Here is a 13,482-nt window from a genome sequence, read left to right as displayed (position 1 = left end):
TGGGGCCTTCTGCAGCGGCGCTCCTGCTGATTCGGGGTCGATCACGAATCGATGCCTGGACCGATCGATTTCGGGGGATTGCACTCGCTCAGAGCAGCTGCTTGCGTAGGCTATTTAAAGTGAACCAGGCCATCGAAGTCCGCTTTTGGCCGATGTCTGCCAATCACGACAGGCAGACATAGACCCATAGCTGCCTCTGATGGAAAGGCGCTACCGGCCAGAAGCAGACCTTTCCAGGCTCTTTGCTTCGAGACGGATAGATCTCTAGAAAAACAGGGTGGATGCACCCAAAGTAGCCTCATAGAGGCGAAAGTATTATTGGGACTATGGTCCGACATGTTTCATGGCTGAGAGTGTGCGTTAACTAAGCGAGGGTGCAACAGGCTCAGCGCCTGTCTCACCCCCGCTACTTCACCGTTGTTTAGCTATCGGTTGGAGTCCCGAGCTACCGCCGTAAGGCCTCAAGCTCATTGAGCAGCGCCTGCTCGATAAGGCTTTACTCAATCACTTGGCCACTGTCCAGATTGAGCCAGCGGGCATCAGCGATTCTCACTTCTTTGATTTGGCGGTCATTTTCCTTTCGACTGTCCGCACGCATCTGAACGGCTTTGCGCAGTTCGTACTTGCTCGCCGGGTTGCCGTGGTTGATGAGCAGCGTCGCGGGCTTGCTGCAGCCAAAGCCATCGGTACGGAACATGAAATCCAGCAGCATCTGTTGATCGGCATGGGCTGAGTAATACGGCGACATATCAACAACCTCTGCAAGATCAGGTGAAAGGCTATCCATGAGTGCAGGGGATGCCGTCGCACGCTGCATCAGCTCGGAACCTTTGCTGCCGGCAGACTGGTAGCCCGTGAGAATTATGGTGTTGCGTGGATCGTTACCCCAGCGGTTCAGATAGTTGACCACCGGGCCGTTGTCGCACATGCCGGCGCTGGCGATTACGATATCGGCCTCAAAATTGGAAGGCTGCTTGGGCTTCGTCATGCTTAGATAGCCCCCGTCGCCTGCTTTGAAGCGGCCATGCTCGACCAGGCGCTGCAGCATGGCTTCAATCTCATCGGCATGCATGGTGAGCGACTCACACAGTTCAGCATTCAGATATTTGAACTTGCCGTTCGGAGACATGCTGCACAGGTGTTTTGCATACACCTGAGTCACTGCGTGACCTAGTGGAGCATGAACATTGGCCGTGATTAGTCGATCATTGCCGCGCTGCTCAAGCGCTTGTCTGCTCGCGGGCAGGCTAACTTTCATCCAGTGGAGGACGTCCATCAGTAACTCCTGAGCACGGTGCAGCGAGAAGGCCGGCATCAAGACCTTGCCGCCCTTAACGAAGAGGGTGCGGGCGATGACTTCAGCCAGACGTGCCAGCCGCAGTTGGGAATCCTGATGTTCTTGCGCCCGTACCCGGCCGCCGTAAGTGGACTCAACAACGATGTAGTCCGTATCGGGAAACGGATGTTGGCCGCTCTTCATCAGCGGCAGGTAGGCATTCTCATCCGTCTGGCAACCCACATCACCGCTAAAGCAGATGGTGCGACTACCGTCATTCACCTTCCAGCCAATGCTGATCAAACAGGCACCCAGGATATGGCTGCTGCGCAAGTAGGCCATCCAGATACCTTCGGCCAAGCGGATGCTGCGACCCCACTTAAAACCCAGGTCATCATCTAGAACACTCCAGCGAATCTGCTTCACCTCTTGTTCAGTAAACATGCCGCTGACCCGTGCCGCGTCCAGCAGCATCAGTTCGGTGAGTTCACGGGTTGCACGGGTGGCGTAAACAAAGCCGGTAAATCCCTCGCGCCCCAACCGTGGCAGCAGGCCACAGTGATCGATGTGGGCATGAGTGAGTAGCACATATTTGAGGCGCGCAGCCTGGAAGGGAAACGCTTGGCTATTGGCCCATACTTCGCGCTCCGTGCCCTGATGCATGCCACAGTCGACCAGAAACTGCGTGTCAGAATCGGTGTGGTGCAGCCACGTGCACGAACCACTGACACCTTCGATTGCGCCAACAAATTTGATTTTCAACATGATTATTTCCTTCTTAGGGGCGACAGCAGGCGCTGCTCTTGGGCACTCAGCCGAGCTGTCTGAATTAAGTTTTTTAGATGTGGCGAAGCGTGATGAGGCTCAGTCGCTCAAGGCCAATGCACCGGCTGGTACGGGGTAGTGCCGGGCATACAGCCCCTGATAAAGCTGTTCGGCAAAATGCCTTTCGCGTCGGTCAGCCGCACTGTCATGGCCGAGGTAGGGGTGGTGATCGATAAAGCGGTTAAACAGGCGCTCGCAATCGCTGCGATAAAGACGGGTATCCAGAATGTGCGCTTGCCACAACTGCCAGGCTGCACCAGATGGCATCAACATTTGATTGGGGTAGCACTGCTTCAGGCTGAGAAAGCGCCGGTACTCCAGCTCGGCACTGGCCCAGTCCAGATATTGCACTTGGGGGGCGAAGTGCAGGGCAGATAGATCCAATTGCTCAACGGCGGGATCAATGGGAAATGGTTGATGGTTTGTCATGTCGGGCTCCTCTGTGATGACGGAGCCAGTTTCGGGGTGTGGATTCCACAACCAAGACCGTTTATCGCCAATCGTCGAGCAGCGCCTTCACGGCTTTTGAGTCGCGATAATCGCGAATAATCAGGTCGCGATATTGCTCAAGCGCAGGTGCGTCACTCTTGACCTGTAGGGCCGCCTGATAGGCTTTTTCGAGATCGCCGTTTAGGTAGTAGGCCATCATGCTGTCACCCTGCGAGAGTACGGCTGCCTGAACGGCGGCTAAGTGCATAAGGCTTGTACAGTGAGCCGGGCCAATACCCATTTGCGGCAATGTGTCAGCAAAAGGGTTGGGCAGCGGCTCGATTGTTAGATCGCAGTCCCCCGCCAGCATGTCCAGAAAACGGGTCAGTTGAGAAGGAAGGAACCCTTGGCCGGCTTGGCTCTGTTGGTCGATCAGCAGCGTCCTAGCCCAGGCTGCATGGTTGGCCCGTATTGCGGCATCGGTAAACAGTTTGATAACGATCTTCGGCTCGGCGAAAACGCCCTGCAATAGCACTGCGTTCACCAGGCACGAGCGATCCACTGCGTTAAGGCTCAACCTCTTTTTCTCGCTGGCACTGTATTCAAAGCGTTCCTGCTGCAGCGTGATCAACTCCGCCTTCCCCAACGCCTTGACCAGCGTATTGACGGCATTACGCAAGGTAGGGTGTTTGGCTAGAGGGATGCCAAGCGGGTCGCCAACGGCTTGTTGCAGCGTTATCCAGCGTTCAGCGGCCACAGGAAGACTCCAATATGTGACCGATCGAATAACCTGCGTATGGCTCTGGCGAGAAATTCGCAATCTGTTGCGCCTGAGTAAACCAGTTCAGCTGGTTACAGCGCTGATGACTTGACCATTGCTCTACAGCTCGCAACTCATTATTGCGCCGGTACTCAACAATAACGCCCCGGCAGTACCCTGCCTGCATGCCTTCGGAAACCGAGCCAAACCAACTGACCAGTTGGTTCTCCTCACCCTCACGGTCATACATGGCAACCAGTTCTTTGCAGGCTTTGATGAGCTTTACCGACTCAGGCTCGGCGGGCTTGGCCATAACGCAAGCCGGGAGTAAGAACAGAAAGGGTAAAAAGCGCAGCATCACGACTTGGACTCCATGTCAGATGTATTCAACGTAGGCTCAACAGTATCAGTGCGAGCGTTCTGTGCTGCATAGTCGATAAGCGCAGCAGGTGCGCACAGGTACAAGGCCAGCAGGTAGGTACTCAACCAGAGAGGCTGCAGCAAGATAGGTTCAATCGCCGAAGCCCCCCCCCCAATTAGCAAAGCACCTACTCCGACCATTAATGAGGCAACGCCCAACACCCTGAGCAGCCTGACCAATCCCTGCCAGAAGCTGTAGCCAAAGAGCCTGCAGTAGTAAGTGAAGCGCCGCTCCAGAGCGATAAACAGTACAAATGCGATGACTTCAAAGCGCGATAATTCCAAGAGACCCCTGCCGTGCTCGAAGCAGCTTTGGTAGGTGACTACCAGACCAATCACGCCCAGCATGGGCAAGAGAGATGTCAGTACGAAAAGCAGCAGTTTTTGCAGCCCGTACGTGAGGCCGGAATCAAGGATTACGAGTAATGAAACACGGGGTTTGGTCACAGTCAGGCATCCTTTCCAGTCAGTCTTTCAAACAGAGTGCAGATTCCACGCCATTCGGATGAGCAGTCGTCGCGTAGCGACGCAAGACCGGCATTGTTAGCTTGAGGCGCACGGCCTCGTCAATTTCTTCGCTTGCTTGTGTAAGGATTCGCCCTTGAGGCTTGCCCGATATTCAATCCGCGTGGAATGTAGTTTCAGCGTTTCAGCTATGTATCTCGTGGGGCATTCTGGGTATGTCGTGGGTTGCTTAGTCGGTTTGCCAAATGTGGTTGTACCCAGAGGTGTACCACTTAGTAACCGCTATTGGCCGGTGTCTGCCTACCACGAATGGCTGAAGCCGACCCAAAACTGTCGTTCGCGAAAGGCACTAGTTGGTGATAAGTGGCCATATAGTAAGATGTTCAGGCTGCTACCGAGAAACCACTAGCGATAAATTTTCCCCAAAAGTTCGACGGACTTTTTCAGTATGTCATTCCATGAGGGAAGATATAGATAGTTAAATCTGAGTTCAATGAGTGCACCTTTCTGCTCCGCTCCGGTTGTTAAAGTGCAGGGTACGCCTGTTGTTTTCGTCCCGTAAATACACTGAATTAAAAGCTTAATTTTTCCGCTGTTATCGGTTTTCCAGTAAAGCTCGGTATGTAATTGAGCAAAAGACGGGGCTGGCCCAGTATAGAAGGATAGACCGAACCTATCAGGGTAAGCCTCCACGTCCTGAGGGTTGGCTTTTCTCAGAAGATATTTGAGCAGCTCGTCCAAATTCAGATCATCAGACTTGGCCCCAAGTTCCAACGTACTAACCCCCACAGCAATATGCCGCGTATCGTTATCGTTGTAGACATTGAGTTTACCTGCGGGGGCCATATCGGGCCAATAGGCCTCCAGCACAAGCGACTTGACTGGATCCGAGCACTTTGTGATCTTCGGTGTAGTGCCGCTCCAGGAGTCGCCCTCTCTCTCGGGCCAAAAAAACAGATACGTTCTAGATACTGAATATTCTTTTCCGGCCAAGGTTCCACATACAGAAGGGGTATCTCCGCTAGCCACTACAGAAGCGAACACAGCCAGTATACCCACTCCAATCTGGACACCTGCTTTCACTATCGCTCCCACACCAGTACCTATCCTCGCTTAGCAAAAGTTCAGAGCCACAAGCATAGCTGGTGGTATTTCTCGGAACGAACCTCGGTGGCCTTCTAAAAACTTAAATGATGAAGTCGAAGGAACCGCAATCCATCTGATGATAAGTTTAATTCTCGACATCGCTGATTTTGACAACCGCTGAATATTTTTAAGGAGCCCCCAAAAATCCCACTTTTTGGAAAAAATGACGCCCCGATCGGCCGCCTTTGGCCGACTGCTGCCCTGGGCGAAGGGCAGTAACCAGCCAAAAGCGAACGGTGTGTAAATAATGTTTGCGGCTCTCGGCTTAAAACGCGAAGCATATCCCCGAGGTCTACCAAACCAGCTCCTAACCAGCCATTAGTGGATCCCATAAAGACAAAACACCCAATCCGCCCGATAATCGAACACTTTTAACACCTATATAACTTATTGATTTTAAATAGTTTTATTTGTTATCTGAAAAAATACAGAAAAAATTTTTATGAAACCCACTTCTCAATGGATCCATAAATTGATTGACTGCCACCACACGGTGTCAGGTACCCCACCTGCCCGCCCATAAAAATAACAAGGGTGTCTGTCGTGATGAGTGACTTCTCAATCTGGCTCAAGCCTTGGCTTGCAGCCACCTTCGTCTGCTATTCCAGCCTTACCCGTGCACAACCTCGTCTCGAGGGCCGACCATGACAGTCGACCTGAAGAGAGTGGTGGACGAGCGCCCCATGGCGCCATTCCAGTGGCTGGCCGTGGGCATCTGCATTGTCCTGAACATGATTGATGGCTTCGACGTGCTGGTCATGGCCTTCACGGCCTCCTCGGTGTCTGCCGAATGGGGCCTGAACGGTGCGCAGATCGGCCTGTTGTTGAGCGCGGGGCTGTTTGGCATGGCAGCGGGCTCTTTGTTCATTGCCCCGTGGGCGGATCGCTTTGGTCGTCGCCCTTTGATTCTGTTTTGCTTGCTGCTCTCCGGGGTCGGCATGCTGTTGTCGGCGCTGACCCAGACGCCCTTGCAGCTGGCGCTCATGCGCGGGCTGACCGGCCTGGGTATTGGCGGGATCCTGGCCAGCAGTAACGTGATTGCCAGTGAGTACGCCAACAAACGCTGGCGAGGATTGGCGGTGAGCCTGCAGTCCACCGGTTATGCCTTGGGCGCGACGCTTGGGGGGTTGTTGTCGGTGTGGCTGCTGACGCACTTTGGCTGGCGCTCGGTATTCATCTTCGGTGGCGTCGTGACGTTGGCGGTGATTCCCCTGGTGCTGCTGTACTTGCCTGAGTCGCTGGATTTTCTGATCGCCCGCCGTCCCGTCAATGCCTTGGCCCGGATCAATCGACTGGCCGCCCGCCTCGGCCAGCCCGAGCTGCGCGCCCTGCCCCTCACCATGACAGCGCCGACTTCAGGGCGCGGACGCCTGGCGCAGTTGCTCTCACCGGCCTCGCGGCGCACCACGCTGCTGATCTGGTTGCTGTTCTTCCTGGTGATGTTCGGCTTCTACTTCGTGATGAGCTGGACGCCGAAGCTGCTGGTAGCGGCAGGGCTGTCGGCACAACAAGGGATCAGCGGCGGGGTGCTGCTGAGTGTTGGCGGTATTTTTGGCGCGGCATTGATTGGCGCCATGGCCTCGCGCTGGCGGCTGACTCGGGTGCTGTCGCTGTTCATGTTGGTGACTGCAGGCTTGCTGGTGTTGTTCGTCGGCTCGGCTTCATCGGTGTCAATGGCGCTCGGCCTGGGGCTGTTGATCGGCCTGTTTGCCAACGGCTGTGTGGCGGGCCTGTACGCGTTGTCGCCGATTGTCTATGACGCTTCGGTGCGCGCGACGGGGGTGGGTTGGGGCATCGGTATCGGACGCATTGGTGCGATCCTTTCGCCGACGGTCGCCGGTCTGTTGCTGGACGGCGGCTGGCAACCCCTGCACCTGTATGGGGTGTTTGCCGTGGTTTTCGTCATCGCCGCCGCTGTGCTGTTGGCACTGCGGCCTGCCGCCCAACCACAGCCTGGCGCCCAACTCAGCCAGGCCTGACACCTTTGCGAAGAGGTAGCGGGGTCGGTCCCCGCTACTGACTACATCCTCCAGGAAAACAACAATAATGACTTACCTCTCCTTCCCTCCCCGGGCGCTGCTCGGCGGTGCAATAGCGCTTGCCCTGATTCCTTCGGCACAAGCTGAAAGCAGCGGTTTTTTCGAGGACTCGAAGACCAGCCTGACGCTGAGAAATTACTATTTCAATCGTGATTTCAACGATCCCGGCGCCAGCAAGAGCAAGATCGAGGAATGGGCCCAGGGCGCGATCCTCAAGTTCAGTTCCGGTTACACCCCGGGTGTGGTCGGCTTTGGCCTGGACGGTATAGCGATGTTTGGCGTCAAGCTCGACAGCGGCCCTCAACGCTCCGGATCGGAGCTGCTGCCGGTGCACGACGATGGTCACGCCGCTGACAACTATGGGCGCGCGGGGGTGGCGGCAAAAATGCGTGTTTCCGACACTGAACTGATGCTCGGCGAGCTCATGCCGGATATTCCGCTGCTGCGCTACGATGACGGGCGCCTGCTGCCACAGACCTTCCAGGGCACCACGCTGGTGTCCCGAGAGCTCCCTGGCCTGAGCCTGCAGGCAGGCCAATACACCGCCGTAAGCCTGCGTAACTCCTCGGACATGCAGGACCTCTCGGCCTGGGCTGCTCCCACCGTCATGTCGGACGGTTTCAACTATGCGGGCGGCGAATACCGTTTCAACGAACAACAAACGCTGATTGGCGCCTGGCACTCGCAACTCGAAGACATCTATCAGCAAAGCTATCTGAACCTGCTGCATAAACAGAAATTCGGTGACTGGACCCTCGGCGCGAACCTGGGCTATTTCATCGACAAGGATGACGGCAGCGCGCGTATCGGCAACGTGCAAAGCCATACCGCCTACGGGCTGTTCTCGGCCAACCTGGGGGGTCATACCCTGTATCTGGGGCTGCAAAAAGTCAGCGGCGATACCGGCTGGATGTCCGTGTATGGCAGCAGTGGGCGCACCTTGGGCAATGACATGTTCAACGGCAACTTCAGCAACGCCGATGAACGTTCCTGGCAGGCTCGTTATGACTACAACTTCGTCGCCGTGGGTATTCCCGGCCTGCAGCTGATGACCCGCTACGGTCATGGTGACAACGCCACCACCAAGGCTGGCAGCAATGGCAAGGAATGGGAGCGCGACACCGAGCTCAGCTATACCCTGCAAAGTGGCCCGCTGAAGAACCTCAGCCTGCGGGTCAATAACGCCACCAACCGCCGCAGTTTCAACAGTGACTTCGATCAGACCCGTGTGATCGTCAGCTACCCACTGTCACTCTGACCTGGCGCCCCTGCATCTCCCCCTCTCCTTGCGTTACTATGGCGACCCCTCACTGGAAGTCGCCTGCATGAGCAAACCAGGTCAAATGGTGCTGGTCGCACTGCGCAAAATGATCGCCTCGGGCGAGCTGGCGGCCGGCGAACGGCTGATGGAGATTCCGACGGCGGAACGCTTTGGCGTTTCGCGCATGCCGGTGCGCATGGCCTTTTTGACCCTGGAACAGGAAGGCTTGCTGGTGCGCCATGGCGGGCGGGGCTATCAGGTACGCTCGGTGAGCGCCGACGATATCGCCGGCGCCGTGGAGGTACGCGGGGTGCTGGAGGGGCTGGCGGCGCGGCAGAGCGCCGAGCGCGGGTTGAGTGAGCAAGCGCAGGCGGCGCTGCTCGAATGCCTGGTGCAGGGCGATGCGCTGTTCGACAAAGGCTTTGTGACCGAAGAAGACCTTGAGGTATTCCATGACCTCAATATGCGCTTTCATCAGGTGATCGTCGCCAGCAGCGCCAACCCGGCCATTGCCGAAGCCCTGTCGCGCAACGACCATCGCCCTTTCGCCTCAGTGTCAGCGCTGGCGATCGATCGTGAAGACATGGCGCGTGAATACCGGCGCTTCAACTTCGCGCACATGCAACACCACTCGGTCTACGACGCGCTGGTCAGCCGCCAGGGCGCACGCGCTGAAGCCATCATGCGTGAACACGCCAACGCCACGCTGCGCTACGCCGAAGTGTTCGGAGCAATTGGCAATGGCGAGCGGGTTAAAGTCATCGCGCGCGGCGAATGACCGGCTCGTTCAGAGATCCAGCACCAATAACGCGGATTTAGCCCTCGAACAGCAGGGCGTGAACTGATCATTGGCCGCTTGCTCGTCTTCGGTGAGGAACAGGTCACGGTGATCCGGCACCCCCTCCAGAACACGGGTCAGGCAGGTTCCGCAGACGCCTTGCTCACAGGAAATGGCAATCTCGACACCGTGGCTTTCCAGCACCTGGACCACCGTCTTGTCGGCGGGAATGTCGAACACCTGCCCGCTGCTGCCAAGCTTGACCTGGAACGTCCCGTCGCCGGCGGTATCCACCGGTGCCGCGGCGAAGTATTCACGGTGCAACTGCCCATCGCTCCAGCCCTGAGCCTTGGCGCTGTCGAGTACATGCTGCATGAAGCCTGAGGGGCCGCAGACATACAGGTGCACGTCAGGCTGCGGATTGGCCAGAACCCTGGCGGCGTCCAGGCGAGAATCGGCTTGTTCATCGAAATGCAGGTGCACACGATCGGCAAAGGATGCTCCTTTGAGCCGTTCGACAAACGCCGCACGTTCACTGGAGCGAGCACAGTAGTGCAGCTCGAAATCGGCGCCGCTGTGGGCCAGTTGCTCGGCCATGCACAGAATCGGAGTGATGCCGATGCCGCCGGCGAACAACAGGCTGCGTCGTCCCTCGGCCACCAGCGGGAACAGATTGCGCGGCTCACTGATCATCAGCCGATCGCCACTGTTGATCTGCTCATGCAGGCTCTGGGAACCACCGCGCGAGGCGGCGTCCCTGAGTACGCCGATCACGTAGCGATGGCGCTCTTGCGGGTGATTGCACAGCGAGTACTGGCGGATCAGCCCGCCGGGCAGGTGCACGTCGATATGGGCCCCGGCACTGAAGACGGGCAATGCCCCGCCTTGGGCGCAGGTCAACTCGTAGCTGCAGATATCCAACGCTTCGTTGTTGCGGGATGACACGACGACTTCAATCATGGCGCACCTTCAAGACCGGCCACCGCAGTGGCCGCGAACAGGATCTTTGGGAGGGACTGGCGTAGCGCTAAAGCGCAATGCCCTTGGCTATTTGGCCGCCGCAATCAGCTCGACCGCCGGTGCTCGCTCAAGGGCAATGAGACGTTCCAGCACGCGCCTGGACTGCACGCCCCCGGCATCGATGTTGAGCTTGAGCAAGTTGCGTTCGGGATGGGCCAGCAGGTTTTTCTGCTGCTGCTCGAGCATGTCGAGGTCTTCGCTGAAAATCTTACCCTGGCCCTCGCGAATGCTGGCGGTCAGGGCTTCGTCGCGGGGATTGAAATTGCGTGCCATGCCCCAGAAGTACCAGATCGACGTTTCGGTCTCCGGGGTGATGAAGTCGACCACGATGCTCGCGGCCTTGTGTTGCGGCTCGGCGTGGTAACCGCCCTTGCCGGCGTGGGCCACGCCCACCTCGATCAACACGTGGCTGGGCGGGCTGAAACGGCAGATCTGCCAACGGTCTACCGGCACGTCGTCGGCCAGATTGTTGCCACGCAGGGCCATTCGCCAGAACGGCGGGGCCATGATGTTTTCCATGTGCCGCTCGGTTACCACCTCGTTGCCCTGGACGGTGGTGACCGGCGCCGCTTCATCGATCTCTTTCTGGCCGATGCTCGAAGCGTGTACGTAGGTTTCGTGGGTGAGATCCATCAGGTTATCGATCATCAGTCGATAGTCGCAATTGATATGGAACAGCCCACCGCCGTAGGCCCACTCATCACTCACAGCCCATTCCAGGTGGTGGATCAGTGCAGGATCAGCCTTGTCCTGCTCCCCAGGCCAGACCCAGATGAAGCCGTAACGCTCTTCGACCGCGTAAGTCTTGTTGCACGGAAAACCCCGTACGCGCTGACCCGGCATTTCGACGGTCTTGCCGTCGCAGCCCATGACCAGGCCATGGTATCCACACACCAGGTTGCCGTTGTCGACATAACCAAGCGAGAGGGGAGCACCGCGATGAGGACAAAAATCCTCGACAGCGGCAACGCGCCCCTCAAGGCCTCGGTAGAAAACGATTTTCTCACCGCATATTTGCCGCCCCAGAGGCTTGGAAGCGATCTCGTCAGGGGTGCAGGCGACATACCAGGTGTTTTTCGGATACATGAAGATCTCCAGCGCAGGCTTGTTTTTATGGATCCATTAAATATGAGTATTCTCAAATCAGTCAAGCGTTAAGCCTGTACTCACACATCAATGGATCCATTGAGCATCTGAAACATACTGGAATAGCCCATTACTCGAACTCGAAATACCAAGGCCGAATTTTTGTATCGCGCAGCGAATGACGCGTTCGACGCAGTAAGCGTGAAGCGGTATCGGTACAAATACAGGCCCGACTGGTGGAGGGCGCCGTGACTGGGGAGTTATGCACGCTGGAAGGCAGGATCGTCAGACATACGGCCTGGTTAGCCAAGCTTGAATTGGCGCTGTCGAGATACGGGAGCTTTGCTGTTACTGGGCCGCCGATTTTTTGTCCACACCGGAACCTGTGGGGACTGGCTGCTTGGGACTACTTGTAGAGCACACCTATGGGAGAGCCCCACGCCGTCACCACTTTGTACGGGGGCGTTGCCGCGTATGAAACACCCCAAGGACTTGAAGGCGATCACCGCGAACCCGATAGGGGATGAGGTAGGACCAGTTGGGGACCGCCCATTCACGCGTATTTTTGACTCGACCCTCACGGCCCATGGCTGGAAACTGGGCCAGTTTGTCTACGCTGGCAAAAATTGCATCGGAGAAATCGTCAGCCGCTCCAGGGTTTTCAAGGGCAATGTAGCTGGCTTCGTCTTCCAGATTCTTGAGGGCTTTTTCCAGCCACTCAACCCGCATTTTTGCTCCAGCGCCGAGCGCGCATTGCCGCGACCTGGTCCTCGGTGGCGAATTTACCTTGGTCGGCTTCTTCTACAGCCAACTCAATCTGCGCGGTCAGCGTCCGCTCGTGCTCGATGTAGTCACGAAGAACGTCCATCGCCAGGTAGCTGACGGTTTGGCCATTCGTCTTGGCCAGGTCGGAGAGCGAGTTGGAAAGGTCTTCAGGCAGGTTCAGGGAAATCCCGGTCATGGCAGCCTCGATAATGTGCGTTCTCCTGGCATCTTACACCGTCGAATGTTGATTTGAATTAGCAGGTCGTCCCGATGCGAGGCTTTCGTTGCCCCATTTGTTCAGATTCTCATGCTGGCAGAGCTCTCGGTGAACCGGGCTCTGGATCAACTCGACCCGATCGCCTAAGCGTTCCGTTGCGTGAGATAGGGTCTGCAGGTAAACCTGTTGCGACCCCGCAAAACAAAGCCCTCAAACGAGGGCTTTGTTTGTCGAAGGCTGCAGCACCAAACCTCAGTGCCCAGCGCTCTGCCCACCATCAACATGCAAAATCTCGCCAGTAACAAACTTGGCGCTGTCCAGATACACCACAGCCTGCGAAATATCATCGATCTCGCCCATGTGCCCCATCGGGTGCAGGCTCCCCAGCGCCGCATGAGTCTCCTCACCATGCATCGGCGTCTTGATGATGCCAGGCGAGACCGCATTCACCCGAATCCCGCGTTTGGCGTACTCGATGGCCAGGGATTTGGTCGCCGCGTTCAAGCCGCCTTTGGTCAACGACGCCAGTACTGAAGGCACGCCATCAATCGCATGATCGACCAGGCTGGTGGTGATGTTGACCACATGCCCTTTGCCTTGCTTTTGCATCTCGGTGATGGCGAGTTGGGTGATGTAGAAGAAGCCATTCAGGTTCACCGACAGCACGGCGGCGTAATCTTCGGCGGTGTAGTCCGTGAACGGTTTGGCGACGAAGATCCCGGCGTTGTTGACCAGGGTGTCGATGCGGCCGAAACGGGCGATGGTTTCGCGGATGACTTGTTGGGCGACTTCAGGTTCGCCGATGTCGCCGGCCACGGTGAGGATGTCCGGATCGGTGGACGGTTTGATCGAACGCGAAGTGGCAACCACCTGGTAGTCCAGATCACGGAAGGCTTTAACCATGCCGGCGCCGAGGCCTTGGGATGCGCCAGTGATAACGATGACTTTTCTCGAATTGCTCATGATGAACCTCTACTCATAAATGATGGTTTAGA

General features: G+C 56.9%; 14 protein-coding genes. 3 read left to right on the top strand and 11 right to left on the bottom strand.

Features of this window, described 5'->3' with window-relative positions; translation table 11 throughout:
* Positions 1–496: 496 nt before the first annotated feature.
* The 6 genes from AAEZ09_RS02185 to AAEZ09_RS02160 form a co-directional block, all read right to left on the bottom strand.
* On the bottom strand, positions 497–2,041 hold the full coding sequence (locus AAEZ09_RS02185; RefSeq protein WP_350597944.1) for an MBL fold metallo-hydrolase: 1,545 nt from the start codon (positions 2,039–2,041) through the stop codon (positions 497–499).
* Between the two features lie 99 nt (positions 2,042–2,140).
* The gene (locus tag AAEZ09_RS02180) at positions 2,141–2,530 is read right to left on the bottom strand and encodes a glycine-rich domain-containing protein (RefSeq protein WP_350597942.1); all 390 of its coding nucleotides are present in this window, start codon (positions 2,528–2,530) and stop codon (positions 2,141–2,143) included.
* 61 nt (positions 2,531–2,591) lie between these two features.
* Positions 2,592–3,287, bottom strand: coding sequence for a hypothetical protein (locus tag AAEZ09_RS02175; protein ID WP_350597940.1), 696 nt, complete (start codon positions 3,285–3,287; stop codon positions 2,592–2,594).
* A complete protein-coding gene (locus AAEZ09_RS02170) occupies positions 3,277–3,651 on the bottom strand; it encodes a hypothetical protein (protein WP_201148832.1) in 375 nt (124 codons plus the stop codon). The genes AAEZ09_RS02175 and AAEZ09_RS02170 overlap by 11 nt, the downstream gene beginning before the upstream one ends.
* A complete protein-coding gene (locus AAEZ09_RS02165) occupies positions 3,648–4,157 on the bottom strand; it encodes a hypothetical protein (RefSeq protein ID WP_350597938.1) in 510 nt (169 codons plus the stop codon). Before AAEZ09_RS02165 ends, AAEZ09_RS02170 begins: the two co-directional genes overlap by 4 nt.
* Before the next feature lie 423 nt (positions 4,158–4,580).
* A complete protein-coding gene (locus tag AAEZ09_RS02160) occupies positions 4,581–5,258 on the bottom strand; it encodes a hypothetical protein (RefSeq protein WP_350597936.1) in 678 nt (225 codons plus the stop codon).
* 707 nt (positions 5,259–5,965) lie between these two features.
* Here AAEZ09_RS02160 and AAEZ09_RS02155 point away from each other — a divergent pair.
* The 3 genes from AAEZ09_RS02155 (at position 5,966) to AAEZ09_RS02145 (ending at position 9,399) form a co-directional block, all read left to right on the top strand.
* Positions 5,966–7,300, top strand: a complete 1,335-nt coding sequence (locus AAEZ09_RS02155; protein ID WP_350597934.1) for an MFS transporter — start codon at positions 5,966–5,968, stop codon at positions 7,298–7,300.
* Positions 7,301–7,367: 67 nt separating this feature from the next.
* Positions 7,368–8,618, top strand: coding sequence for an OprD family porin (locus AAEZ09_RS02150; protein WP_350597932.1), 1,251 nt, complete (start codon positions 7,368–7,370; stop codon positions 8,616–8,618).
* 67 nt (positions 8,619–8,685) lie between these two features.
* On the top strand, positions 8,686–9,399 hold the full coding sequence (locus AAEZ09_RS02145) for a GntR family transcriptional regulator (RefSeq protein ID WP_045061350.1): 714 nt from the start codon (positions 8,686–8,688) through the stop codon (positions 9,397–9,399).
* 9 nt (positions 9,400–9,408) lie between these two features.
* Here AAEZ09_RS02145 and AAEZ09_RS02140 read toward each other — a convergent pair whose 3' ends face one another.
* From AAEZ09_RS02140 to AAEZ09_RS02120, 5 genes are all read right to left on the bottom strand, one after another.
* Positions 9,409–10,359, bottom strand: coding sequence for a PDR/VanB family oxidoreductase (locus tag AAEZ09_RS02140; RefSeq protein ID WP_045061349.1), 951 nt, complete (start codon positions 10,357–10,359; stop codon positions 9,409–9,411).
* Between the two features lie 87 nt (positions 10,360–10,446).
* On the bottom strand, positions 10,447–11,505 hold the full coding sequence (locus AAEZ09_RS02135) for a Rieske 2Fe-2S domain-containing protein (protein WP_350597929.1): 1,059 nt from the start codon (positions 11,503–11,505) through the stop codon (positions 10,447–10,449).
* A 444-nt stretch (positions 11,506–11,949) separates the two neighbouring features.
* The gene (locus tag AAEZ09_RS02130) at positions 11,950–12,234 is read right to left on the bottom strand and encodes a type II toxin-antitoxin system RelE/ParE family toxin (protein ID WP_350597927.1); all 285 of its coding nucleotides are present in this window, start codon (positions 12,232–12,234) and stop codon (positions 11,950–11,952) included.
* A complete protein-coding gene (locus AAEZ09_RS02125; protein WP_350597926.1) occupies positions 12,224–12,466 on the bottom strand; it encodes a CopG family ribbon-helix-helix protein in 243 nt (80 codons plus the stop codon). Before AAEZ09_RS02125 ends, AAEZ09_RS02130 begins: the two co-directional genes overlap by 11 nt.
* A 273-nt stretch (positions 12,467–12,739) precedes the next feature.
* On the bottom strand, positions 12,740–13,450 hold the full coding sequence (locus AAEZ09_RS02120; RefSeq protein WP_350597924.1) for an SDR family NAD(P)-dependent oxidoreductase: 711 nt from the start codon (positions 13,448–13,450) through the stop codon (positions 12,740–12,742).
* Between the last annotated feature and the right edge of the window lie 32 nt (positions 13,451–13,482).

The organism is Pseudomonas sp. 65/3-MNA-CIBAN-0223, from assembly GCF_040310425.1.
Taxonomy (GTDB): Bacteria; Pseudomonadota; Gammaproteobacteria; order Pseudomonadales; family Pseudomonadaceae; genus Aquipseudomonas; species Aquipseudomonas gregormendelii.
This window is presented reverse-complemented; position numbering and strand designations above follow the sequence as displayed.